Annotated in this window: 26 protein-coding genes; 9 read left to right on the top strand and 17 right to left on the bottom strand. The window is 64.0% G+C overall.

Annotated features, from left to right (window positions below):
- Nucleotides 1-25 precede the first annotated feature (25 nt).
- From GGD66_RS08740 to xoxF5, 3 genes are all read right to left on the bottom strand, one after another.
- Entirely contained in the window at nucleotides 26-1,135 is a 1,110-nt protein-coding gene (locus tag GGD66_RS08740; RefSeq protein WP_018320736.1) for an S-(hydroxymethyl)glutathione dehydrogenase/class III alcohol dehydrogenase, read from the bottom strand.
- 60 nt (nucleotides 1,136-1,195) lie between these two features.
- Entirely contained in the window at nucleotides 1,196-1,684 is a 489-nt protein-coding gene (locus tag GGD66_RS08735) for a c-type cytochrome, methanol metabolism-related (RefSeq protein WP_018320735.1), read from the bottom strand.
- Nucleotides 1,685-1,795: 111 nt separating this feature from the next.
- Nucleotides 1,796-3,598, bottom strand: a complete 1,803-nt coding sequence (xoxF5, locus tag GGD66_RS08730) for a lanthanide-dependent methanol dehydrogenase XoxF5 (RefSeq protein WP_018320734.1) — start codon at nucleotides 3,596-3,598, stop codon at nucleotides 1,796-1,798.
- A gap of 511 nt (nucleotides 3,599-4,109) precedes the next feature.
- Here xoxF5 and GGD66_RS08725 point away from each other — a divergent pair.
- A complete protein-coding gene (locus tag GGD66_RS08725; protein WP_018320733.1) occupies nucleotides 4,110-5,078 on the top strand; it encodes a helix-turn-helix domain-containing protein in 969 nt (322 codons plus the stop codon).
- A 37-nt stretch (nucleotides 5,079-5,115) separates the two neighbouring features.
- On the opposite strand, the gene GGD66_RS08720 is transcribed toward GGD66_RS08725, so the two are convergent.
- From GGD66_RS08720 to GGD66_RS08695, 6 genes are all read right to left on the bottom strand, one after another.
- Nucleotides 5,116-5,541 (bottom strand): hypothetical protein, encoded by a 426-nt coding sequence (locus GGD66_RS08720; protein WP_183257414.1) that lies wholly within the window; start codon nucleotides 5,539-5,541, stop codon nucleotides 5,116-5,118.
- 144 nt (nucleotides 5,542-5,685) lie between these two features.
- A complete protein-coding gene (locus GGD66_RS08715; protein ID WP_183257413.1) occupies nucleotides 5,686-6,675 on the bottom strand; it encodes a tripartite tricarboxylate transporter substrate binding protein in 990 nt (329 codons plus the stop codon).
- 110 nt (nucleotides 6,676-6,785) lie between these two features.
- On the bottom strand, nucleotides 6,786-7,811 hold the full coding sequence (locus GGD66_RS08710) for an FUSC family protein (protein WP_183257412.1): 1,026 nt from the start codon (nucleotides 7,809-7,811) through the stop codon (nucleotides 6,786-6,788).
- 249 nt (nucleotides 7,812-8,060) lie between these two features.
- The gene (locus tag GGD66_RS08705; RefSeq protein WP_183257411.1) at nucleotides 8,061-8,990 is read right to left on the bottom strand and encodes a transporter substrate-binding domain-containing protein; all 930 of its coding nucleotides are present in this window, start codon (nucleotides 8,988-8,990) and stop codon (nucleotides 8,061-8,063) included.
- On the bottom strand, nucleotides 8,987-9,343 hold the full coding sequence (locus GGD66_RS08700; protein WP_091966698.1) for a cytochrome c: 357 nt from the start codon (nucleotides 9,341-9,343) through the stop codon (nucleotides 8,987-8,989). Before GGD66_RS08700 ends, GGD66_RS08705 begins: the two co-directional genes overlap by 4 nt.
- An 11-nt stretch (nucleotides 9,344-9,354) precedes the next feature.
- The gene (locus GGD66_RS08695) at nucleotides 9,355-11,019 is read right to left on the bottom strand and encodes a methanol/ethanol family PQQ-dependent dehydrogenase (protein WP_018320727.1); all 1,665 of its coding nucleotides are present in this window, start codon (nucleotides 11,017-11,019) and stop codon (nucleotides 9,355-9,357) included.
- Nucleotides 11,020-11,361: 342 nt separating this feature from the next.
- Between GGD66_RS08695 and GGD66_RS08690 the strand changes: the two genes are divergently transcribed.
- The 5 genes from GGD66_RS08690 (at nucleotide 11,362) to GGD66_RS08670 (ending at nucleotide 14,000) form a co-directional block, all read left to right on the top strand.
- Nucleotides 11,362-11,754 (top strand): EF-hand domain-containing protein, encoded by a 393-nt coding sequence (locus tag GGD66_RS08690; protein WP_183257410.1) that lies wholly within the window; start codon nucleotides 11,362-11,364, stop codon nucleotides 11,752-11,754.
- A gap of 137 nt (nucleotides 11,755-11,891) precedes the next feature.
- The gene (locus GGD66_RS08685; protein WP_246788793.1) at nucleotides 11,892-12,221 is read left to right on the top strand and encodes a hypothetical protein; all 330 of its coding nucleotides are present in this window, start codon (nucleotides 11,892-11,894) and stop codon (nucleotides 12,219-12,221) included.
- Nucleotides 12,222-12,450: 229 nt separating this feature from the next.
- Complete coding sequence (gene pqqA, locus GGD66_RS08680; protein ID WP_012029362.1) at nucleotides 12,451-12,531, top strand: pyrroloquinoline quinone precursor peptide PqqA; 81 nt, start codon at nucleotides 12,451-12,453, stop codon at nucleotides 12,529-12,531.
- A 262-nt stretch (nucleotides 12,532-12,793) separates the two neighbouring features.
- Nucleotides 12,794-13,636, top strand: coding sequence for a hypothetical protein (locus GGD66_RS08675; RefSeq protein ID WP_246788792.1), 843 nt, complete (start codon nucleotides 12,794-12,796; stop codon nucleotides 13,634-13,636).
- Nucleotides 13,637-13,790: 154 nt separating this feature from the next.
- Nucleotides 13,791-14,000, top strand: coding sequence for a hypothetical protein (locus GGD66_RS08670; RefSeq protein WP_018320724.1), 210 nt, complete (start codon nucleotides 13,791-13,793; stop codon nucleotides 13,998-14,000).
- 9 nt (nucleotides 14,001-14,009) lie between these two features.
- Here GGD66_RS08670 and GGD66_RS08665 read toward each other — a convergent pair whose 3' ends face one another.
- Genes GGD66_RS08665 through GGD66_RS08645 form a run of 5 tightly spaced genes read right to left on the bottom strand, consistent with a single transcriptional unit; the run spans nucleotide 14,010 to nucleotide 17,691 of the window.
- Nucleotides 14,010-14,357, bottom strand: coding sequence for a hypothetical protein (locus tag GGD66_RS08665; protein WP_026202409.1), 348 nt, complete (start codon nucleotides 14,355-14,357; stop codon nucleotides 14,010-14,012).
- 26 nt (nucleotides 14,358-14,383) lie between these two features.
- Nucleotides 14,384-15,187 (bottom strand): pentapeptide repeat-containing protein, encoded by an 804-nt coding sequence (locus GGD66_RS08660; protein WP_177237451.1) that lies wholly within the window; start codon nucleotides 15,185-15,187, stop codon nucleotides 14,384-14,386.
- Between the two features lie 48 nt (nucleotides 15,188-15,235).
- Complete coding sequence (locus GGD66_RS08655) at nucleotides 15,236-15,964, bottom strand: ABC transporter ATP-binding protein (RefSeq protein ID WP_183257407.1); 729 nt, start codon at nucleotides 15,962-15,964, stop codon at nucleotides 15,236-15,238.
- Nucleotides 15,954-16,691, bottom strand: a complete 738-nt coding sequence (locus GGD66_RS08650; protein WP_179735803.1) for an ABC transporter permease subunit — start codon at nucleotides 16,689-16,691, stop codon at nucleotides 15,954-15,956. Before GGD66_RS08650 ends, GGD66_RS08655 begins: the two co-directional genes overlap by 11 nt.
- Nucleotide 16,692: 1 nt before the next feature.
- Nucleotides 16,693-17,691, bottom strand: a complete 999-nt coding sequence (locus GGD66_RS08645) for an ABC transporter substrate-binding protein (protein ID WP_183257615.1) — start codon at nucleotides 17,689-17,691, stop codon at nucleotides 16,693-16,695.
- An 87-nt stretch (nucleotides 17,692-17,778) separates the two neighbouring features.
- Between GGD66_RS08645 and GGD66_RS08640 the strand changes: the two genes are divergently transcribed.
- Entirely contained in the window at nucleotides 17,779-18,138 is a 360-nt protein-coding gene (locus GGD66_RS08640; RefSeq protein ID WP_026202407.1) for a hypothetical protein, read from the top strand.
- A gap of 189 nt (nucleotides 18,139-18,327) precedes the next feature.
- Here the strand turns inward: GGD66_RS08640 and GGD66_RS08635 are convergent, their stop codons facing one another.
- Both GGD66_RS08635 and GGD66_RS08630 read right to left on the bottom strand, forming a co-directional pair.
- Entirely contained in the window at nucleotides 18,328-19,146 is an 819-nt protein-coding gene (locus tag GGD66_RS08635; protein WP_183257406.1) for a quinoprotein dehydrogenase-associated SoxYZ-like carrier, read from the bottom strand.
- A gap of 56 nt (nucleotides 19,147-19,202) precedes the next feature.
- On the bottom strand, nucleotides 19,203-20,129 hold the full coding sequence (locus tag GGD66_RS08630) for a quinoprotein relay system zinc metallohydrolase 2 (protein WP_092261813.1): 927 nt from the start codon (nucleotides 20,127-20,129) through the stop codon (nucleotides 19,203-19,205).
- Nucleotides 20,130-20,255: 126 nt separating this feature from the next.
- On the opposite strand from GGD66_RS08630, the gene GGD66_RS08625 reads away from it, so the two are divergent.
- Nucleotides 20,256-21,137, top strand: coding sequence for a substrate-binding domain-containing protein (locus tag GGD66_RS08625; RefSeq protein ID WP_183257405.1), 882 nt, complete (start codon nucleotides 20,256-20,258; stop codon nucleotides 21,135-21,137).
- Entirely contained in the window at nucleotides 21,134-21,691 is a 558-nt protein-coding gene (locus GGD66_RS08620; RefSeq protein ID WP_092261811.1) for a PQQ-dependent catabolism-associated CXXCW motif protein, read from the top strand. The genes GGD66_RS08625 and GGD66_RS08620 overlap by 4 nt, the downstream gene beginning before the upstream one ends.
- A 168-nt stretch (nucleotides 21,692-21,859) precedes the next feature.
- Here GGD66_RS08620 and GGD66_RS08615 read toward each other — a convergent pair whose 3' ends face one another.
- The gene (locus GGD66_RS08615) at nucleotides 21,860-22,159 is read right to left on the bottom strand and encodes a copper-binding protein (RefSeq protein WP_018320714.1); all 300 of its coding nucleotides are present in this window, start codon (nucleotides 22,157-22,159) and stop codon (nucleotides 21,860-21,862) included.
- Between the last annotated feature and the right edge of the window lie 122 nt (nucleotides 22,160-22,281).

Below are 22,281 nucleotides of genomic sequence, written 5' to 3'. Positions count from 1 at the left end.
TCCTCCTTGGGGTGACGCTTTCGAGCTAGTAGACGACGACTGAACGGATGGATTTGCCCTCGTGCATGAGGTCGAAGCCCTTGTTGATCTCTTCGAGCTTGAGCACGTGGGTGATCATCGGATCGATCTGGATCTTTCCGTTCATGTACCAGTCGACGATCTTCGGCACGTCGGTGCGGCCGCGGGCGCCGCCGAAGGCCGTGCCGCGCCAGTTGCGCCCGGTGACGAGCTGGAACGGGCGGGTGGCGATCTCCTTGCCGGATTCGGCAACGCCAATGATGATCGAGGTGCCCCAGCCGCGATGGCAGGCTTCCAGCGCCTGGCGCATCACCGTGGTGTTGCCGGTGCAATCGAAAGTGTAGTCGGCGCCGCCATCGGTGAGGCCGACGAGGTGCTGGACGATGTCGCCGGTGATCTTCTTGGGGTTGACGAACTCGGTCATGCCGAACCTGCGGCCCCAATCCTCCTTGGAGTCGTTGATGTCGACGCCGATGATCTTGTCCGCGCCGGCCATCTTGGCGCCCTGGATCACGTTGAGGCCGATCCCGCCGAGGCCGAACACGACCACGTTGGAGCCGGGCGTGACCTTCGCGGTGTTGACGACGGCGCCGACGCCGGTGGTGACGCCGCAGCCGATGTAGCAGCTCTTGTCGAAGGGGGCGTCCTCGCGGATCTTGGCGACCGCGATCTCCGGCAGCACGGTGAAGTTCGAGAAGGTCGAGCAGCCCATGTAGTGATAGACCGGCTTGCCCTTGTAGGAAAAGCGGCTGGTGCCGTCGGGCATCACGCCCTTGCCTTGCGTCGCGCGGATCGCGGTGCAGAGATTGGTCTTCTGGCTGAGGCAGCTTTTGCACTGCCGGCATTCCGGCGTGTAGAGCGGGATGACGTGGTCGCCCGGTTTCACCGAGGTCACGCCAGGGCCGATCTCGCGGATGATGCCCGCACCCTCATGTCCCAGGACCGATGGGAAAATTCCCTCGCTGTCGAAGCCGTCGAGCGTATAGGCGTCGGTATGGCAGATGCCCGTCGCCTTGATCTCGACCAGGACTTCGCCGGCCTTCGGTCCTTCCAGATCGAGCTCGACGATCTCGAGCGGCTTCTTGGCTTCGAAAGCGACGGCGGCACGTGTCTTCATTGGTAGCTCCTCAAATTCTCGCGAGGTGCCAAGAGGTAGTCTCGGCAGCCTCAGCAACGTTCATTTATGGCCCATGCAGGCGTCTTCCGCCTTGGTGTAGGCCTCCGTTTTCTCCTCCTTCTTGGAGGGACGCTGCCGGCCCCATGCTTCGGTGGAGCGGGCGCGCAGATAGACGTACAGATCGTCCATGTAGCAGGCGACGTTCGGATTATCGCCGAAGGCGGGCATGACGTTCTCCTGCGCGGTCGAGATGTTCTTGCGACCGGAGGCGACGACGCCGAGGAAGTCGCCATAGCTCATGGACTTGACGGAATCCTTGAGTGCTGGCGCGTAGGTGGAGCCCATGCCGTCAGGCCCATGGCAGACGTGGCAGTCGGAGTGATAGCGGCGGTATCCGGAATAGGTGAACCAGTCCACGGTGCCGTCGGAAATCTTGTAGGTCGGAGTGCCTTCCTTATCGAGCCACTTTCCGTCGTCTTCCTTCTTCACGGCGGTCGGATCGCCCGGACCGTCCGCGACCGCAATTCCTCCGGACGCAACCAAGATCATCGCAGCAATGACAGAGCAGATTTTACGCAAGAGATTCATCCTCGAAGGAGCCCGGGGGAGACGAGCCGGCGCGTGGATTTGATTCCACGCGCCGGAGCGATGCTGATGGGCCTAGTTCGGCAGCGCGAACACGGTCAGCGTACCGCCGAGTGCCGTGTAGTTGCTGAGGGCCGCATAGCCACCGACCGCGCCGAGACCTGCGGTCGGATCGGTCAGGCCTGCCGCCAGACCGATGCCGGCCCAGCCGCCGACGCCGGAGAGCACTGCGACATACTGCTTGCCGCCGTTCTCATAGGTGGTGACGTTGCCGATGATGCCGGAGGGAGTCTTGAACTTGTAGAGCTCCTTGCCGGACTTGGCGTCGACCGCCTTCAGGTAGCCTTCGAGCGTGCCGTAGAACACCACGCCGCCGGCGGTTGCGAGCGCACCCGACCAGACCGAGAACTGCTCCTTGTTCGACCAGACGATCTTGCCGGTCTTGCCGTCCCAGGCGATGAAGTTGCCCATGTGGGTTTCACCCGCCGGCGGATACATCGAGAGCGTCGCACCCACATAGGGCTGGCCCGCGGTGTAGCTCACCTTGAACGGCTCGTAGTCCATGCAGACGTGGTTGGTCGGAACGTAGAACAGCTGCGTGTCCGGCGAGTAGGCTGCCGGCTGCTCGTCCTTGGTGCCGAGCGCGGCCGGGCAGATGCCCTTCACGTTGACGTCCTCGCCCGCCTTGTCGGTCGAAGCTGCGTCCAGCACCTTCGGACGGCCGTAGGTCGGCGAGTTCTTGTCCATGTCGACGCCGGAGGTCCAGTTCACCTTCGGATCGTACTTTTCGGCGACCAGCAGTTCGCCGTTGGTGCGGTCCATGGTGTAGGCGAGGCCGTTACGGTCGAAATGCGTCAGCAGCTTGCGCGGCTGGCCGTTGATCGACTGGTCCGAGAGGATCATCTCGTTGACGCCGTCATAGTCCCATTCGTCGTGGGGCGTCATTTGATAGACCCACTTGGCGACGCCGGTATCCGGGTTACGCGCCCAGATCGTCATCGACCATTTGTTGTCGCCGGGACGCTGCTTCGGATTCCAGGTCGAGGGGTTGCCCGATCCGTAGTAGACGAGGTTCAGCTCAGGATCGTAGGAGATCCAGCCCCAGGTGGCACCGCCGCCGATCTTCCACTGATCGCCTTGCCAGGTCTTCAGGCTGGAATCCTTGCCGATCGGCTTGCCGAGCGCGGTGGTCTTGTCGTCGACCAGGAGCTGGTTGTCCGGTCCTTCCGAATATCCGCGCCATGCCAGCTTGCCGGTCTTGATATCGTAAGCCGACATATGGGCCTGGACGCCGAACTCGCCGCCGGAGATGCCGATCAGCACCTTGTCCTTGACGACCATGGGGGCCGACGTGCCGGTCTCGCCCTTGCTCGGATCGCCATTCTTGGCGGTCCACGCAACTTGACCGGTCTTGACATCGAGCGCGACGAGGGTGGTGTCGGCTTGATGCAGGAAGATCTTGCCGTCGCCGTAGGCCAGGCCGCGGTTGACGGTGTCGCAGCACATCACCGGGATGACGTTCGGATCCTGCTTCGGCTCGTACTTCCAGACGATCTTGTTCTCTTGCGAAAGGTCAATGGCATAGACCTTGTTCGGGAACGGCGTGTGGACGTACATCATGTTGCCGATGATCAGCGGGCCGCCTTCATGGCCGCGCAGCACGCCGGTCGAGAAGGTCCAGGCCACCTGGAGCTTGCCTACGTTCTGTGCGTTGATCTGGTTGAGCTTGGAATAGCGGGTATTGGCGTAGTCGCCGGTCGGCATCACCCAATCTTTCGGGTTCTGCGACATCTTGACCAGTTCGTCATTGGCTGAGGCGCCCCCGACGGCGAGCGCCGCCGCGGAGCCAAGAAAGGTCGCCAGTAGCACCTTGCGCATAGTTATTCCTCCGTTGGTCTCGTTTATTGTTTCCGAAGCAATACTGATTCACCGGGCTTCTCGTCCGGCGTCTGCTCGTGCAGGGCGGTCACGGTTGGGACCAGAAACGATGCTGTGCTGTTTCCTCCTCCTGATGAGAGCCACGGGTCCACGTGCAGGAGCGGCCCGTTCTTGTTGTTCCTGCCGCAATCCCTAACGACTTCGTCATCGGGAAACTTGCCCAAGAGAGAAGGCGGTTTGCTTCATAGCGCACGGACGCGAAGATTTTGATTTTGCAGTAGCGAATTCAGCGGCTTCCGCATCGCTTTGACAGTGCCTTCAACGCTCAGGTTCCCCTTGACGGCGCTGCAACTAAGGCGGAGGATTAAGTTTCAAGGGTGGCAATGGAACGATGGCGCTCGTGCCAAAAGACCGCTCAAATTCGAGGTAAACGTCACGCAATCACGGCTGAGGGCTCCGGCAGCGCTGGTTGCGATTCGCGTCTCTCCGGATCAAACCAGTGGCTGGATTAATGTCCGACACCATTCACACGCTCTCGACGACCGGCATGACGCCGAAGCGCCAGATCCAAAGCTGGATCGACGGGCTGACGAGTCTGTGTGGGCATTTCGACGTCGATCCGCTGGAGGCGTCCTCGCTCGAGGGCCGCATCGACTACACCAGCGTCTCGCGCCTGAAGCTCTGCCAGATCGAAGTGAGTCAGCATCGCATCGCCCATACGCTGGCGCGCGCCAAGGCCAACGAGCATCCGTACATCAAGATTCACTTCCAGACTTACGGCGTGTCTTATTTCGAACAAGAAGGCCGCCACATCGAAATCAACCCGGGCGACATCATCGCCTATGACGTCTCCTGCCCGCATTCGATCATCAGCCCGGCCTTCACCCGTCACGACGTCGTGATCGTGCCCAAGGCGCTGCTGCGCGACCGCGGATTCCCGTCGCAGCGGATGCCCGCCTGCAAGCTGTCGTCGAAGACAGGGACGGGGCGGATCGCGCACGATTTCGTTCATGCGACCTTCGACGAGGCGGCAAAGCTGTCGGCAAACAGCGCGGTCGGCGTCGCCGATTCGCTGATCGACCTGTTGCTGCTGCCGCTGCGCGAAGCCGACACGATGTTCGACCGTGTCGGGCCCGAAGCGATGTATGTGCGCGCGCAGTTCTTCATCCGCGAGCACCTGCGCGATCCGGATCTGTGCATCGACCAGATCTCGACCGAGCTCGGCTGCTCCAAGCGCTATCTGCACATGCTGTTCTCGGAGCGCGGCACCACGGTGAGCGACTACATCTGGCAGGCGCGCCTGCAGAACTGCCGCCAGGAGCTCGAGGCCCACGCCGGCAAGACCATCACCGACGTCGCGTTCTCCTGGGGCTTCTCCAGCTCATCGCATTTCAGCCGGGTGTTCCGGAAATATTTCGGCGTGGTGCCGTCCTCGATCCACAAGGCGCAGCAGGCCACCGCGAGTTCGGGCGAGCACTAGGCCGGACGCAAGGGGCTGCCAGCGATTGCGATCCCGCTTACGCCGACGTCGCAATATAGGGAATGCTGACCACGAGAGCGACGAGCAGCACCGCGTTGCCCAGCATTCCGCTCCAATGTAGCCTGCGCAACCGACTCGGGGCTTCGGCATCGCCGGCGTCCCTTGCGCTGAGCTGGTCGTCCATCCGCCGCATGAACCAGCTGCGCCCCCAGATTGCCAGGGCAGCGATCATGCCGACGCCCATCGCAGCCGCCAGGCGGCCGTCGAGGAGGAAGGCCACCGTTCCAATCACGGCGGCGATGCGCATCACCAGAAAATGGGCGTTGAACATTCCGCGCAGCAGCTGGGCGACGGGCTGGATATCGAGCTTCACCAGCAGGAAGGCGGGCGATGCCAGCGTGAAATAGCCCATCGGAAAGAGCAGGATGACCATGACGGCGACAGCGACTCCATCCGGTGTCATGCAATCGGCCTTTCCCGTTCCGCCCCGATGAAGGCTCTCGGCGGTGGCGCACAATCATAGCGTGAAATTGCGTTTCCGACACTAGGCTTTGGTCGGAAGCCGGCCCGGGAAGGACGGCGGGCGCGTTGCGCCGCGCCTCGATCCTCAAGCCGGCTCGAGGCCGAGAGACTTCGCGCTCTCGATCCAGATCGGCAGTTCGCGCTGATACAGGGCGTTGCTCTCCTTGAAGCCGATTGCGGGTTCGAGCACGAAGGTCGTGAGAACTTCCTTCACTTTCGGATCGTTGTTGGCGGCAACGCACAGCTCGGCCAGGCGGTCGACGACCGCTTGCGGCGTTGCCTTCGGCACGGCCCAGCCCGAGAAGCCGCTCACGGTGAAGAATTTCGAGGTCGCGCCCTGCTCCGGGAGGGTCTTGATAGCAGGGATCGCATCGACCTTCTTCGAATGCACCGCGAACACGGTGCCGCGGTCGCTTTGCAGGACCGACTGGGCCGCCGTGTAGCTGCCCATCGCGGCATCCAGCGTGCCTTCGAGCATCCCCGTCCACATCGGGGCTTCGCCGCGGTAATGGACCGGCTCGATGGACAGGCCATACTGCTTGTTGAGCTCGTTGATCGTCATGTGCGGGGCCGAGCCGGCGCTATAGGTGCCGAAGTTCACCTTGCCGCTCTTGCGTGCGAACGCGACGAAATCCTCCAGCGTCTTGACCCCGGTCTTGGGGTTCGCGACCAGCAACAGGCCGGCACCCGGAATGACGCTGACGAGCGCCAAATCCTTGTCCATGTCGTAGCCGGGATTCTTCATCACCACCCGGTTCATGATGTAGGTGGTCGAGATCGAGCACAGCATGGTGTGGCCGTCGGGCTCGGCGCGGGCGACTTCGGCGGTGCCGATCGCGCCGGAGGCGCCGGGCTTGTTCTCGACGACGACAGTCTTGCCGACCTGCTTGGAGATGAACTCACCATAGGCGCGCGCGAGCAGGTCGGTCTGCCCGCCGGCGGGATAGCTGCAAATCATGCGAATCTGCCGCGACGGCCACGCGGCTTGCGCCGAGGCGTTGCGCATGACGAAGGGCATCGCAAGTGCGGTGGTACCGGCGGCGACGAAGTGGCGGCGATCGAATTTGGCGGACATGATTCCCTCCTGATTTTGGCCGAACCTACTGCATCAGGCTGGCGCCGCCATGGCCGGCGAGCGAGACAGATTGGCGCATTCGACACAGCGGCGAGGTGCCCATTCGCGCCTCACCCGGGGGGCGACCGCGCCTTACGCATGATGCGCAGCCACACGATCTCGGTCAGGGCCACGGCAATGAGGCCAAAGCTGCCGCCGATCAGCACGTTGACGATGCGCTCCTCCGCGATGCCACTGGCGCCGCCGGCAAAGGAGGCGGCCAGCGCGATGAAGAAGCAGCGCAGGCCGAAGCCGAGGATGTAGCGGGAAAACGAGATCAGCGTGAGGGTCGCCGCCAGCACCGCGAGCGCATAGCCGACGCGGCTCTGCGGCAATACGATGCCGGCGAGGAAGCCCAGCGGCACGCCGACGAAGGCGCCGATCGTACGCTGCTTCAGCTTGTCGGTGGACGTCGAGAGATCGCCGACCACGACGCTCGCGGCCGACCACATCACCCATTGCCCCTGCGCAAGGTTCAGGATCTCGACCAGCGCTGCCGCCGCGAACACCGCCATGGCGGTTGCCAGCGCGGGCAGAAACCATTCGGCCGCGGGCGGTCCGAACGAGGTTGCGGCATCGCCTTGCCCTCGCTGGTCGTAAATCCGGATGCCGCAGACCAGTGCCAGCGCGATCGGCGAGGAGGCGACGACCACGCCGGCATGGCGCAGCGCTTCGGCGGTGCTCACGCCCTCCCGCACCTCGCAGGCGAGATAGACGGCGGGGATGAATACCCAATTGCCCAGTGTGCGGAAATGCTCGCCATAGCGGGTCCCTGCCACCGCCAGGAAACCGGCAAGCGCCGTCAGCACCGCGAATAGCGGCTTGATCGGGGCTGCCAGGAAGAGTGCGGCAAAGGTCACGAGGATGGCGAGGTAGTGCCAGACGATGACTTTCGGCGGAAAGTGCTGCCTGAGCGCGGGAATGAGCAACGAGACCGCGACCAGCCCGAGATTGAGCAGCGCCGTTTCGCGCGCGATGAAATAGGCGGCCACCATCGGTCCGACGACAATCAGCGCGCGCAGCAGCTCGGCGGTTTTGATTTCGCGGGAGAGCAGGTCGCGCAGGTTGGTGGCGGACGGGCTGATGGGCGAATTCACGGAGCACCAAAGGGGCGAATGAAAAAGCCAAGCATAGCACGGAATGATGCAGAACTTTGCGTAGGGCCCGACGGCCTCGCCACACCCTCGTTGTCATCGCCCGCCTTGTGCGCAATTGCGCACTGGGGCGGGCGATCCAGTACTCCGTGACGGTTGTGATTGACCCGTTGGGCCGCGGCGTACTGGATGCCCCCTTCGCGGGCATGACAGCGGAGCGCGCGGAGGTGCTGCCGCTCGCCGCGACCAGCTCTACCGCTGAATGATCTTCATCCAGACATCGCCCAGAATCGCAGGCTCGCGCGGTGGCAGATAGGTGAGCCCTGCCTGCTTGCCGAGTTCTGCGATCTTGCCTTCGGCCGCGAGGCCCGTCAGCGCCTTGTTGACGGCGTCGATCAGCGCGCCATCGCTGCCCAGTCCGACATAGCCGCGATTGGCGCCGATCGGATAATAGTAGCCCGACGCGGTGATCGTCGTGTCCGGATGCGCGGCGCGATGGGCGTCGAAGCGGCCGAGGTCGATCAGCGTCGCGTCATGGTCGCCGCGCTGGAGTGCGCCCAGCAGATCGTCGCGGCCGGGGACGAGATGGGTGATGTTGTCGATCAGCCGTCCCTTGTCGAAGGTCATCAGGATGGCGTCGCCGAGCGAGCCGCTTTCGATGACGAGACGAAGGCCGGCGAGATCGCCGATGTCGCCGATCTTGCGCCCGCTTGCCTTCGGCCCGAGCACGACCGTCATCGGCGAATAGACGTAAGGCTGGCTCGGCGCGAGCACGCCGAGTGCGACGCGGCGCCGCCGATCGTCGCGCGTGGCCCCGGCGAAGTCAGGCAAGCGCGCCGTTTTCATCCCGGGGGCGACGAGCGAATCCTTCGTCAGCGCGTAGCCGCCGACGAGCGAGCAGCGGCCATCCGAGAGCAACGCATTGGCCTCGAGCTGGGGACTCGAATCCTCGTCCAGCTTGCTCTCGAACCACTGGATCGTCAGCTTCCGTCCGAGCCGCTCCGCCATTACCTGCGCCAGCAGCACGTCGAAGCCGGCATCCGGCTTGCCGCGGTGGTGCATCGAGAACGGCGGCCGGTCCTCGTCGAGACAGATCTTCAGGGGATCGTCGGCCGCAAGGGCGACCGACGCCATCGTCGAAAGGAGGGCCGCAATGCTCCATGCAGCACGCCGGCCCCTCATGGCTTCCTCCGGCTGGAGATGAAGGCCCAGAGGGAGCCGATCTCCTCGTCGTTGAGGATATCGCCCCACGGCGGCATCTTGTTGTTCTTGCCGTTCTTCACTGTGGTGACGAAGCGCGTCTTGTCGTCGGGGATGGCACGCAGGTCCGGCGTGATCGTGCCGGAGTTCATTAGATTGGGGCCGTGGCAGTGCGAGCATTTCGAAGCATAGGTCGACTTGCCGTGGTCGATCTGTGCCTGCATGGGATTGCCGGTTGCGTCGTCCGCGGCGCGAACGGTCGCCGCAAGCGCGACCGTCAGCCCCGCGACGGCGGCGAGGACCGCCGCCGTCTTGTGAGATGGTTTTCTCAGCATCATGCCGTGGATTACTGCTTGACCGCAAAGACCCACAGCGAGCCGCCGGGCGGCACGTTGGCAAGCCGCTCGTCGCCCGAGAACAGCGAGTAGACGCCGCCATAGCCGCTGGTCACCGCGACATACTGCACGCCATCCTGCTGCCAGGTTACCGGCTGGCCCTCGATGCCGGACCCGGTCTGGAACTGCCAGAGCTTCTTGCCGGTGTCGGCATCGAAGGCCTCGAACTCGCCGGTCAGGGCACCCGAGAACACGACGCCGCCCGCGGTCGACAGCACGCCCGAGAAGCGTGGAATGTCGCTCGGTGCTTCCCATTTCGACTTGCCGGTCATGGGATCGATCGCCTTGAGATGACCGCGCGGCCCGTCGCCGTACTCCCAGAGGTCGGTCAGGTCCATCCCGAGATACCATTCACCCTGCTTGAAGGTGACGGGCTCAGTCTTGTACCTGCCGCCGAAGGCGAGCGTGTTGGCATAGGCAAGGCCGGTCTGCGGGTTGAAGGACATCGGCTCCCAGTTCTTGCCGCCGAGGATCGACGGATAGACCGTGACCTTCTTGCCCTCGCGCGCGTCCTTCGACACGTCGGTCTCGATCGGACGTCCCGTCTTCATGTCGATGCCGGTTGCCCAGTTGACCTTCACGTAAGGGTTGGCCGCGAGCAGCTTGCCGTTGGTGCGGTCGAGCACGTAGAAGAAGCCGTTGCGGTTGGCGTCCATCAGCACCTTGGTCGGCTTGCCCTCGACATTCATGTCGGCGAGGACCATCTCGGCCACGCTGTCATAGTCGAACGGATTGTTCGGCGAGAACTGGTAGTGCCACTTGATCTTGCCGGTCTTGGGATCCATCGCCAGCACCGAGCAGGTGTAGAGATTATCGCCGGGACGCACCGCCGAGTTGAACGGTCCGGGATTGCCGATGCCCCAATAGATCGTGTTCAGCTCGGGGTCATAAGACCCCGTGATCCAGGTCGAGCCGCCGCCGAGCTTCCAGGTATCGCCCTTCCAGGTATCGCCGCCGGGCTCTTCCGGCGAGGGGATCGAATGGGTGCGCCACAGATGCTTGCCCGTCGCAGGATCCCAGCCGTCGATGAATCCCCTGGTGCCGAATTCGGCGCCGGAGATGCCGGTGATGACGACGCCGTCGGCGACCAGCGGGGCCACCGTCATGGAGTAGCCTTCCTTGATGTCGGCCGCCTTCTGCCGCCACAGCTCCTTGCCGTTCTTGGCGTCGAGCGCGATCACGTTGGCGTCCAGCGTGGTGCGAAACACCTTGCCGTCATAGAGCGCCGCACCGCGGTTGATGATGCCGCAACAGACGATGCGCGGCGTCTCGGCGGGATATTCGACCTTGGTCTTCCAGATCTGCTTGCCGGTCTTGGCGTCGACCGCCATGGTCGCGTTGTGCGAGGTCACGTAGATCACGCCCTGGTACACCAGCGGCTGCGATTCCTCGCTGCGATCGTCGTTGAACGAGTAATTCCAGACCGGGACGAGGTTCTTGACGCTGTCCTTGTTGATCTGGTTCAGCGTCGAGAAGCGCTGCAGATTGTAGCCCATCCCGTAATTGAGAACGTTCGATGTATCGGTCGCGCCCTTGACCAGTTGCTCGGTGGTCTGTGCGCTTGCACAAGTCGATGCAAGCATGACGAGGCTCGCGGCCATCGCAAAGCGTTTCATCCGTTCCTCCCAATATGCGCGCCTTTTGACGCTGCGGGAGCAACACTCCGTCGGAAACCAAAACGCGTCAATACGAAAGTCATAAGTGTCGTGTCGATATCGTTGAACAGGCGCCGGTCACCTTACGGAAACCTGACGACAGCCGAGTCCCACTTGTGCGGAGACGCTGAAAAATCCCGCGACGCGACGCAGCTCCGGGCATCGGTCGTTCGGGAGCGCAAGCCGGGTTCCCCGGGGTTGTCGCGCGCGCAAGTTGCAGTTACGGACTTGAACCTGGGACTGCTTGTGGATTTATTTCGTTGTGTCCCGCCCGAACCGGGGCTCTTCATCTGGGAGGTCTTGATGATTTCGCGTCGCTCAGTTGCGCTTGCACTCACCATTGCATTGTTGTCCGGTCCGGCGTGGTCGGCCTCCGGCAACGCGGTCAAGTTGTTCGACACCGACAATGACGGCACGCTCGATCTTGCCGAGGTGAAGAAGGCGGCCGCCGCAACGTTCGCAAAGCTCGATCCCGATCATGACGGCACGCTCGACGCGCGCGAATTGCGCGGGCGGTTGACGGCGAAAGAGCTTGCCGCGGCCGATCCCGATCGCGACGGGACCCTGACGCTCGACGAATATCTCGCCGTGGTCGAGCAGCGCTTCAACGCGGCCAATCCCGACATGGACGGAACGCTGGATGCGAAGGAGCTGCATTCGCGCGCTGGCCGGTCGCTGCTGCGATTGTTGCGGTGAACGGTAAATCGGAACAGACGAGGGGGCGTTTGCGGGCATTTCCGCTCCGACACTCGGAACATCAGGCTGTTCGGCCTGTTCTCTTCGCGAGTCCTGCTCGGCGCCGGGGCAGCGCGGCGGGAGAAGAGGAGATGCAGATGAACACGAAACGTTCCATTCTTGCTGCCTGCGCGATCCTGGCGTTGAGCGCCGGCGTCGCCGTCGCCGGCCAGTGCAACACGGGCAGCGCCAGCACTGACAAGGATGCCGGTTCTGGTCCCGTGACGGTGGGCGCAGCGCAGTCGCACTCGTCCAGTTCAGCGGGCGACACCAGCCAGCATCCGCCGACCAGCACGATGAATCGTGCAAGTGGCGAAACGCCGGCTTCATCCGAAGATGCGCAGCGGCAGATGCAGAGCCAGCCGACGGCGGCTCAGCGCGCCGAAGGTGCCAAGCCGGACGCCGCAATGGCCGATAAGGGCTGCTGACGGCGACGGTGCCCTTCGTGTCGATTCGACGTGCGGTGCGTCGCACAAGACGGTGTCTCGCAGGTCGTGTTTGACCAAGAGGGAACTGGCTTTGTCCGAGAGAGAAATGCAGCCGCGAAGAATCGACACGGACGCGCTCGGCAGGCGAATCGAGGCTTGAACTGCACCTAACGCAGCCCTAGGTTTTGCGCCGCGCGATGTCGCGCTCAATACCTTGGGGAGACCCCGAATGGCTTGGAAAGCTCCGAAGATCGTGGAAGTGCCGGTCGGCATGGAAATCAACATGTACGCCTGCGCTGCGCGCAAGTAAGACTGACGACCTGCCGCGGCTTCGACGGTGAGCGCCGTCGAAGCCGTGGCAGTGTCGGATCTCAGGCCTGGCATCGTTGTGCTCTGCGTCTTGCCATCGACGCGATGACACGCCTGCGCAGGCTTCAATCATCTTCCATCAAAATCTCGACCCCGCTCTTGCTGCAGTGTGTTACGCTGATGCTCGGTCAGCGCTGCTGCCGCATCAAAGCGGCGCGCGCCTTCGGGGCATGGGGATGCGCGGCGGAGTTCGCAGACTTCTGATGGTGATTGCAGGCGCGATCGCGCTAACACCGACGCATGGGCACGCCGAGGAGGGCTTCGATACCGAGCACATCTTCGGCTTCATGATCGGCACCGATGTCGGCAATCCCGGCGAGCGCGAATTCCAGAGCCAGACGACGGGGCGCTTCGGCAAGGGCGGCGGGACCTATCGCGCTCTTGAGAAAGAGGTCGAGATCGAGATCGTGCCGCTGCCGAACTTCCGCATCGAGGTCGGCGCCGCCGCCAGCTTGCACGACATCACCGGTGTCCCTGATATCGACGACCGCCGCCAGATCAACTTCCAGGGCGCCTCGCTCGACCTGCGTTATCGCCTGATCAACCGCGAGCACGCCCCGTTCGGCCTCACCATCGCCGCCGAGCTGCATGGCGACCGCATCGACGAGACCAGCGGCGCGAAGGGGCGGATGTACGGCACCGAATTCACCCTCGCTTTCGACCGCGAGCTCATCCCCAACTTCGCCATCGGCGCCCTCAACCTGATCTATCAACCGGAATGGGCGCGCTTCGAGGTGGCGGGGCAGTCCGAGAAGAGTTCGACGATCGGTGCGGCGTTCGCCGGCCTTGTGCGTGTGCGGCCCAACATGCTGCTCGGCGGCGAGCTGCGCTACTTCCGGCAATACGAAGGCATCGGCCTTGGCGAGTTTTCAGGCCAGGCCCTGTTCGTCGGCCCGACCGCTTATTTCCAGCTCTCCGAGCGCTCGCGGCTGACCTTGAGCTGGAGCATGCAGGCCTGGGGGCGCCCGGCCGGATCGGGCGGCAATCTCGACCTCGTCAATTTCGAACGCCACCAGGCCCGGATGGTGTTCGGGGTTAATTTTTAGCAGAGAGCGTCGTCATGCCCGGGCTTTGCTTTGCCCGGGAGCACGGGAAGAGCCCAGTTCCGGCCCCATTTCTCGCCCGGATCTGAAACTTCCGCTTCCGTGGAACGTAACCTTTCGTGCTAATCTTGACCGCCCCTTGCGAGAGGATCCCGGCATGAACCCGATTGACCTGGTGGTGACTGTGTGTGCGGTGCTCTCGCCTGCGACCTGCGAGGAACAGCATCTAATGTTCAACTATGGCGGGTCGCCGCGGCAATGCGCGATGGCCGCGCCCCCCTATATCGCGCAATGGGTCGGCGACCATCCGAAGTGGCAGGCGGTGCGGTGGCGCTGCGAATATCCGCACCCGAACGACAAGGCGTAAGGCGTCTCGCTACTTGCTGCAGTCTTTCAGATCCTTGTCGGCGATCGAGAACACCGCGTCCGCCCTGATCTCGATGTCGCGAACGACGCATTGCCGCGCATTGGGATAGCTGACCTTGGCGTCGTAGCGGCCCGGCTCGACGCCGGTGATGCGCAGCCGCTCGTCGTGGTCGACCTCCTTGTCCTTATCGTTCAAGCACTGGTTCGGGCCCCAGTCGGTCTTGCCGGCGGGTGAGAGCTGGAATCCGGAGATCGTCTCCGTCGTCAGGTTCCAGAGCCTTATGCCCTTGCCCTTGGCCTGCGCGGCGGCTTCGCCGGCAAGCGTCAACGACGCGATCAAAGCTAGAACCCAACGCATCAGCCAGTCCTCCCAAAGGCGGGCCATCATTCCCTGATCAGGCGCTCGCGGTTCTTTGCCTTGTCGAAATTTTTGGCGCGGTCAAGGCCGTTCAGTGCGATCAGCTTCGCCGAGACGAGATCGGCGCCGTCGAAATCTGCGTCGATGACGATGGCGCCCGTCAGATCGGCTCCGCCGAGTTGGGCGTTTTTCAGGGATGCGCCGCTCAGATCGGCGCCCCTGAGGACTGCGAATTCGAGGTCGACGCGCGACAAATCGGCGTTGCGCGCGTTCAGCCGTTCCAGATTGGCGGATCTCAGCACCGCGCGCATCAGCCCCATCGACTGGTTGCGCATATCGGCGCCCAGATTCGCGTCCGCGATCGAAGCGCCGACCAGGCTTGCGCCGGTGAGATCGGCAGCGATGCGCGCTCCTGACAGGTTCGCGCCGTCGAGACGCGCGCGGGCCATTTGCGAGGCGAACAGATTGGCGCCCTTCAGGCTTGCGCCGGTAAGATCCGCATCCAGCAGCCACGCCTGATCGAGGATTGCACGGTCAAGCCTGGCGTCTCGGAGTATTGTCTTGTTGAGCCGCGCGGCGCGGAAGACCGCGTTGGACAGGTCCAGCCCCGAGAGATCGAGGCCCGACAGGCGTTTGCCGGTGAAATCGGCAGGCTGCGCGGCGCTCGCTTTGGCCAGCACGGCCTCGACCTCTGGCCTCGTCATTTCGGACGAGACCATCGCGGGGGAGGTGAGGTCGACGTCGCGCATCATGTCCTGCGCGCCCGCCGTCATCGTGACGAGTGCAAGACCAAGCGTTGCCAGCGTTGAGAGGGCGACCGTCCGCGTCATCATCGACTCCGCCGCCGGCCCAGCCTAGCACGTCCGCCAGGCGACCGGCTATGAGACATCTCGCTCAGTGCGGTCGCCTTGAGTTCGTTGGGCGAGGCCGGCCTTGATCGCCGCAATCTCAGCTTCGTCGCGTCTGTCGCGCGGGATGCCGATAGGCACCTCGGCCACGATCCGCGCTGGCCGCGGCGACAGGAAGAACAGCCGGTCGCCGAGGCGCACTGCATCGTCCAGGCTGTGTGTCACCAAAAGCGTCATCACCGGACGGCTGGCCACCAGCGTCGCGATCTCGTCGCGCAAGCGGCCGGCGAGCGCATCGTCGAGCGAGGCGAGGGGCTCGTCGAGCACCAGCAGATCGGGCTCGACTGCGAAAGCGCGCGCGAGCGCGACGCGCCGGGCAAGACCGAGCGACAACTCGCCGGGAAAGTGGCTTCGATGCGCTTCCAGCTCCAGAATCCTGAAGAGCTCCGACAGCTTCGCCTCGGTCACGTCGGGCGCCGCCAACCGCACATTCTGCTCGACCGAACGCCACGGCAACAGCCGCGGCTCCTGGAACACCATGCCGATCCGCGCCTCCGGCGGCCGCGCAACGTGGCCCCTGAAATCGCTATCGAGCCCGAGGATGATGCGCAGCATCGTGCTTTTGCCGCAGCCGGACGGACCGATGAGCACGCCGACCTCGCCGGATTGAAGCGCGAATCTGACCGGCGCCAGCACCTCGTGCGTTCCGCCCGCGGCACTCCTGAAGGTCTTGCCTGTGATATCGACCTCAAGCCGCACGGGGCCGCCACCTGTTTGCACGAGCTTCGAACGGCTGCACCAGCAAGGTTTCGATCACGAGCACGACCGCGGCGAAGGTCAGCGAATAGGCCAGCAGCCGCGGCGTGTCGAACAGCTGGAAGGCGACGCCGATCTCGAAGCCGACGCCGTTCGGTCGTCCCAGCAGCTCGGCGACCAGCACGATCTTCCACACCAGCGACAGTCCGGAGCGGGCAGCCGCGGCGATATAGGGCGCAAGCTGCGGCAGCACGACATGGCGGAACGCGCGCCAGCGCGGCATCGCGAACACGCTCGCCATTTCGTCGAGCGAGCGGTCGAGCGCGCGGGTGCCCTCGCGCAAGGTGACCACCGCGGTCGGCAGCTTGTTGATGGCGATCGCCGCGATCGCGGCGGCCTCGGTGAGACCGGCCCAGATATAGGCCAGCACGATCACGACCAGCGCCGGCAAATTGAGCAGCAGGATCAGCCAGGGATCGCCGAGCTTATCCGCAAGCCTGACCCGTCCCATCAGGTAGCCGATGGCGCTGCCGAGCGACATCGCCAGCACGAAGGCGAGGGTGACGCGCGCCAGCGTGGCGCCGAGATGCAGGAACAGCGCGCCGGATGAGGCTTCCGCGATCATCACCTCGAGCACGGCTGGCGGCGAGGGCAGCTTCGCGCCGCCAACGAACAGCGCGGCAATCCACCAGATCGCGAGAAACAGGGCGAACGACAGAAGACGCAGCACCTCAATCTCCGGGGACCGCGTGATAGAACGTGCCCGGATCGAGCTCGGCCGCCGGGCCGACGAGGTCGCGGCCGCCGATCTCGGCCAGCACGCGGTAGAGCACGCGCGCGTCTTTCTCCTCGTCGTCGATGCTCCGGCGCGGAATGCCGTCGCGATAGCGGTCGCGATAGGTCTTGAGCATGGCTGCGTCGGACGTGCCGGTCAGCGGCGCGATCTTGTCCCAGGCCGCATCCGAGGTCACCAGCAACTCCTTGGCCCTGCGCGTCATTGCGATGAAGCGCGCCACGGCGTCGCGATGGCTCGACGCCCAATTCTCGTCGAAGACATAGCCGACCGCGGAGACCGCGCCTTTGGCACCGAGCTTCGGCAGAATGTCCTCGATGCCGGCGAGGCGGCGAAATCCCTTGGCCTCGAGCTGGGCACAGAAATTCCAGAAATTGAGGCTCGCCTCCATCTCGCCGTCGAGCGCCTTGGCGGCGATCAGGGGCGGGGCACCGTAGGCGATGGTCGCCTCCGACTTCAGGTCGATGCCGTCCTGCTTCATTCTCGCCTGGAGCAGCAGCCAGCTCTTGTCGATCGCCCCGCCGGCGACCGCGAGCTTGCGCCCCTTCAGGTCGGCGAGCGTCTTGATCGGAGAGGATGCGGGTACCATCACCGCGCCGAGCGCGCTGGAATAGGGATAGAAGGTGAGCTTGGCACCGAGCGCGCGCTCGCGCGACACCCACAGCCAGTCCGACAGGATGATGTCGGCGCTGCCGGCGCGCATCGCGATCTTGCCGGCCTCGGTGCTCGCGAGCTCGGTGACCTCGAGCGAAAGGCCCGCCTCCTTGTCGAGGCCGCTCGCGCGGATCGCGGCCAGCTCCCAGGAAAATGTCCCGGTTTTCTGCACCGCAAGGCGGATCGTATCCGCGGCGCGGCCGGGCGCGGCCAATGTCAGCGCCAGCGTCGTCGCCAGCGCAAATGTCCGACCAAGTGCCCTTATCACGCCAAATGCTCTCATCACCTTGTGAGCCGTTTCCTCTGACAGAGTGCTTTTCAGGACAATACGCATAGCATAGCTTTGCTCGCAACCCGCGGGAGGATGCGCATGAAACTGGCCGGACAGCTACGACCGATTGTCGCCGCATTGACGGTGTTGGCGGCGACCGCGTGCGTGGCGCGGGCCGAGGAGGCCAATGATTATCCGACGTCGGCGCGCGCGGAGTACGTCTATGGCTGCATGAAGGCCAATGGCGAGAGCCGGCAATCGATCGAGCAATGTTCCTGCTCGATCGATGTGGTCGCCTCGATCGTCACCTATGAGCGCTACGTGACTGCCGAGACCGCGCTCAGCATGTCCCAGGTCCGCGGCAACCTCGGCGTCCAGTTCCGCACCTCCGAGCAGGCGAACACGGCAGTGAACGATTTGCGGCGCGCGCAGGCGGAAGCCGAGGTGAGGTGTTTCTGATGATAGCGGCGATGTCTTACCCTCCCCTGGAGGGGGAGGGTCGATCGCGCGCAGCGCGAGCGGGGTGGTGGGGTGATCTCTCCACTCGGCGGTGTCGGATGTGGAGAGACCGTCACCCCACCCCGTCTCACATTTCGCTGCGCTTCATGTGAGCCGACCCTCCCCCTCCAGGGGAGGGTGATCCGCCTCTCACGTCCCCGGCTTCTCTACATCCCACTCATTCCGGAACACGTGCCCATCCGTGTCCTTTGCTTCCGCGCGGAAACGCTTCGCGCCGTTGGAGACGTAGGTGAAGCGCAGATTGGGATCTTCCGAGATCGAGATGCCGCCTTCCATCGACAGCACCGGGCTGTCGTCCTGCGTCAGCTTCAGCTGGTTGACGAAGAAGGCGGGAATGTAGAGCTGCGTGACCTGGTCCATCTGCAGGCCGGAATTGTTGGGATGGCCGATCATGATCTGTGCTTCGCGGATGCGGGTCGCGGGTGCTTCCTCGCGCGCGAACTGCCGGTAGCGCATCTGGCCGAGCCGGTTTTGCGCCTCCTCGGCGTTCTTTCCTGCCGGCGCCGAGCAGCCGCCCGAGGCCTTCACATAGACTTTCGAGACATAGAGTTGGCCGTCGCTGAGCTCGGCCACCGCGTGCACATCGGTGTAATTGTTGACACGCACGCGCGTCGAGATCTCCGTGACATTGGCATCGGAGCCGAGCTCGAACTTCGCCGCCATCGGCGCCGGGTTACGGTCGATCACGAGCGTGATCGAACGGATACGGCGACTGTCTGCGGGTGACAGCTTGCTGCGCAGGGTCACCGGCACGATCGCCGCGTCCTCTGCGCGATACGGCATCTCGATGCCGATGACGGCGCTGCCGTCATTCATCGCACGGCTGTTGAAGATGTCCTGCACCAGGCCCGGCCAGGGATCGTCGGCTTCTTCAGCCTGCACTGGTGCGGCGAAGGCGATGCCGAAAAGGGCGGCGATCAAGGGCAGGTGGCGTGTCCATCGGATCATGGTCATGGTCCCCGGAGCAGCGAGGCTGATCTCCTGCACCTATCGTAGCGCGCCTGCTACTCCCATTCAATTTCCGAAAATGCTGCAGTTGCGTTTCGGGCATTGTAATCGCCGAACAACTCCCAGCGCGGTCGCTCCTGTGCAGCCGCCTTGTCGGCGGCGGCTCGGATCGGCTCGCCCTTCTTGTTCAGCGTGCGCACGTCGGACAACAGCGTTGACAGGTAACGCCGCTCATCGGCCAGCGCGGCAGGCCAGTCGCTCACGGGGCCGTGACCGGGAACGACGCGTTGCGCCGGGATGGTCTCCAATTCCTTCAACGTGTCGAGCCAGCCGCGGATACTGCCGTCCATGACCGGAATGTGGCGAAGAAAGACGAGGTCGCCTGCGAACAGGGTTTTCGTCGTCTCGTCGTACACGGTCAAATCGCTGTCGCTGTGCCCGGTCCGCCAGGCGCGCAAGGTCAGGCGACGCGACCCGAGATCGAGCGTCATCGTGTCCGAAACCAAGAGGGTCGGGGCAACGATCTTCACGGGATCGATCAATTCGCTGCCCATGATGCGGCGAAAATTGTCGAGATAGTAGGGTCCGCGCGTCGCGAGCGCCTGCGGCAGCTTGCTGTGACCGACGAAGCTGGTGTCTCCGGCGGCGAAGGCCGCGTTGCCGAAGACGTGGTCGGGATGGCCGTGGGTGTTGATGACATAGCGAATCGGCTTGGCCGTGCGAGCCCGCACGGCGGCCAGCAGGGCCTCGCCTTCGCGGAGGCTGCCGCCGGTGTCGATGACGGCTACGGCATCATCGCCCACGATGAAGCCGACATTGGCAATGTCGCCCTCGTTCTCGCGGGTCATCAGGGCAATGGCCCCGGAGTGTACGAAGATTCCCGGTGCGACTTCGCTCACAGGCAATTCGGCCGCCCCGGCCCGTGCTAGCGTTACGATCCCCAGCAGGGACAAGGCTGCGATCACTCGAGCGATGCGAGACACTTTTCCGCCTCAGTTCAAAGGGTTGCTGCATTGCACTGCAACAAAGCAAAGCCAGCGAAGTCTGGCAAAACATGGCGCGTCATGCGTTGCATGGATAGCATTCAAACAAAACGAGGAGGAAGCGCGATGACGGAGGCCGGACGACATCGTCGCTGGTTGTTTTCACTGGGGGTCCTGGTTGCGTCCTGTGCGTTCGGCGATGTCGCCATCGCACAGACCAGCGACAGCGGCGACCTCTCGTTCGAGCTGGTCGACCCGAACGTGCTGCGCGTCTGCGCCGATCCGCGCAATCTGCCGTTCTCGAACGAGAAGGGCGAGGGGTTCGAGAACAAGCTGGCCGAGCTGTTTGCCGACAAGCTCAAGAAGAAGCTCGACTACGTCTTCTTCCCGCAGGCCACCGGCTTCGTGCGGATGACGCTGGGCGCACATCGCTGCGACGTCATCATGGGCTTTCCGCAAGGCGATGACGTCGTACAGGGCACCAATCCCTACTACCGCACGTCGTACGCCCTAGTCGCCAAGGTCGGCAGCGGGCTCGAGGACGTCGAAACGCTCGAGGATCCGAAGCTGAAGGGCAAGCATGTCGGCATCGTCGCCGGAACGCCGCCGGCGACCAACATGGCCATCGCCGGCCTGATGAGCGATGCAAAGCCCTATCCGCTGATGATCGACACGCGCTACGACAATTCGGCGCAAGCGATGGTCGACGACCTCGCCGCCGGCAAGATCGACGCCGGGGTGCTGTGGGGACCCATGGCCGGCTACTACGCGAAGAAGGTCGGCTCGCTTCACGTCACGCCGCTGGTGAAGGAAACCACGGGGCCGAAGCTGGTCTATCGCATCGGCATGGGCGTGCGTCCCGCCGACCAGAACTGGAAGCGACAGCTCAACAAGCTGATCCAGGAGAACCAGGGCGAGATCAACAAGATCCTGGTCGACTTCGGTATACCGTTGCTCGACGAGAGCGATCGGCCGCTCAGCGCGGAGGCGGCCAAGAAGTCGCCATGAGGCGGCGTCTTGCCGCTGCGCTCGTCGTTGCCGCGTTGGCGGTGCCGGCATCCGCGCAGCAGCAGGAGCCGTTCGAGCCCGAGGGTTATCGCGCCGACAATTATCGCGCACCGGTGCCGGCGACGCTCGCGGGTGCGCGCGTGCTGAATACGGTGGAAGCCGAAGCGATCTGGCGCGCCAGGAGCGGTGCGTTCGTCGACGTGCTGCCGCGCCCGCCGAAGCCGAAGAACCTTCCAGCAGGCACGGTGTGGCGCGATGCGCCGCGCAAGAACATTCCGGGCAGCATCTGGCTGCCGGATACCGGCTACGGCAGTTTGCCGCCGGCCATGGACGATTATCTCCAGCGCGGCCTCGCACAGGCCTCGCGTGGCGACAAGGCCGCGCTGCTGGTGATCTATTGCCTCGCCGACTGCTGGATGTCCTGGAACGCCGCCAAGCGCGCGCTGGCGTATGGCTACTCCAACATCGCCTGGTACCCTGACGGCACCGACGGCTGGGAGCGCGCCAAGCTGCCGACGGAAGAGGTGCAGCCGGAGCCGCGGCCGGAGCAGTAGACGAGTGAACGCAGGTCTGCTCCCTCGCCCCGCTTGCGGGGAGAGAGTTGGGGTGAGGGGGACTCTCCTCGGGGACGGTGAGAGTTGGACTCGCGGAGACTCCCCCTCACCAGGATTGCATCTTCGATGCAATCCGGCCTCTCCCCGCAAGCGGGGAGAGGCAAGCGCCTACTGCTTCTGCAGCTTCGTCAGCGTGCCCGTGCCGTTGTTCTCGGTCGCAGAATAGTTCACCCTGTCGCCGGCATGAACGGCCTCCAGCATCGCGGCGTCCTTGGTTTTGTACTCCTGGAGCGCGCCGGCGCCGCCAGCGCTGCCACCGACGGTGCCCTTCTGCGTTTGCTGGATCGAGATCGTGCCGTTGAGCCGATCGATCCGCATGACCATTCCGGTCATGTCGTCAGCAAGGGCGCTGGTTGCGAGCATGCTGAGGGCCGCAGCGCCCGCACAGATGAATCTTGTGGTTCCCATCGAGGCCTCCCGACGTCTTGGAGTTCACTTCGACAAGCCATCCTAGATCGATTTGGTTCCGGCAGATAGCAGGGCAAAGGTTAACCGGGCCGATCCGGGAACCTGTGGTGGGCGCCAGCGAG

It is taken from the genome of Bradyrhizobium sp. CIR48 (assembly GCF_014198315.1).
Lineage (GTDB): Bacteria > Pseudomonadota > Alphaproteobacteria > Rhizobiales > Xanthobacteraceae > Bradyrhizobium.
This window is presented reverse-complemented; position numbering and strand designations above follow the sequence as displayed.

Bases quoted from the DNA above. Each gene is read 5' to 3' on its own strand.
- xoxF5 (WP_018320734.1), bottom strand. From the start codon at position 3,598: ATGCGCAAGGTGCTACTGGCGACCTTTCTTGGCTCCGCGGCGGCGCTC.
- GGD66_RS08640 (WP_026202407.1), top strand. From the start codon at position 17,779: ATGAAACTGGCCGGACAGCTACGACCGATTGTCGCCGCATTGACGGTG.
- GGD66_RS08685 (WP_246788793.1), top strand. From the start codon at position 11,892: ATGAACACGAAACGTTCCATTCTTGCTGCCTGCGCGATCCTGGCGTTG.
- GGD66_RS08665 (WP_026202409.1), bottom strand. From the start codon at position 14,357: ATGCGTTGGGTTCTAGCTTTGATCGCGTCGTTGACGCTTGCCGGCGAA.
- GGD66_RS08635 (WP_183257406.1), bottom strand. From the start codon at position 19,146: ATGATCCGATGGACACGCCACCTGCCCTTGATCGCCGCCCTTTTCGGC.
- GGD66_RS08735 (WP_018320735.1), bottom strand. From the start codon at position 1,684: ATGATCTTGGTTGCGTCCGGAGGAATTGCGGTCGCGGACGGTCCGGGC.
- GGD66_RS08645 (WP_183257615.1), bottom strand. From the start codon at position 17,691: ATGAGAGCATTTGGCGTGATAAGGGCACTTGGTCGGACATTTGCGCTG.
- GGD66_RS08725 (WP_018320733.1), top strand. From the start codon at position 4,110: ATGTCCGACACCATTCACACGCTCTCGACGACCGGCATGACGCCGAAG.
- GGD66_RS08705 (WP_183257411.1), bottom strand. From the start codon at position 8,990: ATGAGGGGCCGGCGTGCTGCATGGAGCATTGCGGCCCTCCTTTCGACG.
- GGD66_RS08625 (WP_183257405.1), top strand. From the start codon at position 20,256: ATGACGGAGGCCGGACGACATCGTCGCTGGTTGTTTTCACTGGGGGTC.
- GGD66_RS08675 (WP_246788792.1), top strand. From the start codon at position 12,794: ATGGTGATTGCAGGCGCGATCGCGCTAACACCGACGCATGGGCACGCC.
- GGD66_RS08615 (WP_018320714.1), bottom strand. From the start codon at position 22,159: ATGGGAACCACAAGATTCATCTGTGCGGGCGCTGCGGCCCTCAGCATG.
- GGD66_RS08720 (WP_183257414.1), bottom strand. From the start codon at position 5,541: ATGACACCGGATGGAGTCGCTGTCGCCGTCATGGTCATCCTGCTCTTT.
- GGD66_RS08670 (WP_018320724.1), top strand. From the start codon at position 13,791: ATGAACCCGATTGACCTGGTGGTGACTGTGTGTGCGGTGCTCTCGCCT.
- GGD66_RS08620 (WP_092261811.1), top strand. From the start codon at position 21,134: ATGAGGCGGCGTCTTGCCGCTGCGCTCGTCGTTGCCGCGTTGGCGGTG.
- GGD66_RS08660 (WP_177237451.1), bottom strand. From the start codon at position 15,187: ATGACGCGGACGGTCGCCCTCTCAACGCTGGCAACGCTTGGTCTTGCA.
- GGD66_RS08700 (WP_091966698.1), bottom strand. From the start codon at position 9,343: ATGCTGAGAAAACCATCTCACAAGACGGCGGCGGTCCTCGCCGCCGTC.
- pqqA (WP_012029362.1), top strand. From the start codon at position 12,451: ATGGCTTGGAAAGCTCCGAAGATCGTGGAAGTGCCGGTCGGCATGGAA.
- GGD66_RS08690 (WP_183257410.1), top strand. From the start codon at position 11,362: ATGATTTCGCGTCGCTCAGTTGCGCTTGCACTCACCATTGCATTGTTG.
- GGD66_RS08695 (WP_018320727.1), bottom strand. From the start codon at position 11,019: ATGAAACGCTTTGCGATGGCCGCGAGCCTCGTCATGCTTGCATCGACT.
- GGD66_RS08715 (WP_183257413.1), bottom strand. From the start codon at position 6,675: ATGTCCGCCAAATTCGATCGCCGCCACTTCGTCGCCGCCGGTACCACC.
- GGD66_RS08740 (WP_018320736.1), bottom strand. From the start codon at position 1,135: ATGAAGACACGTGCCGCCGTCGCTTTCGAAGCCAAGAAGCCGCTCGAG.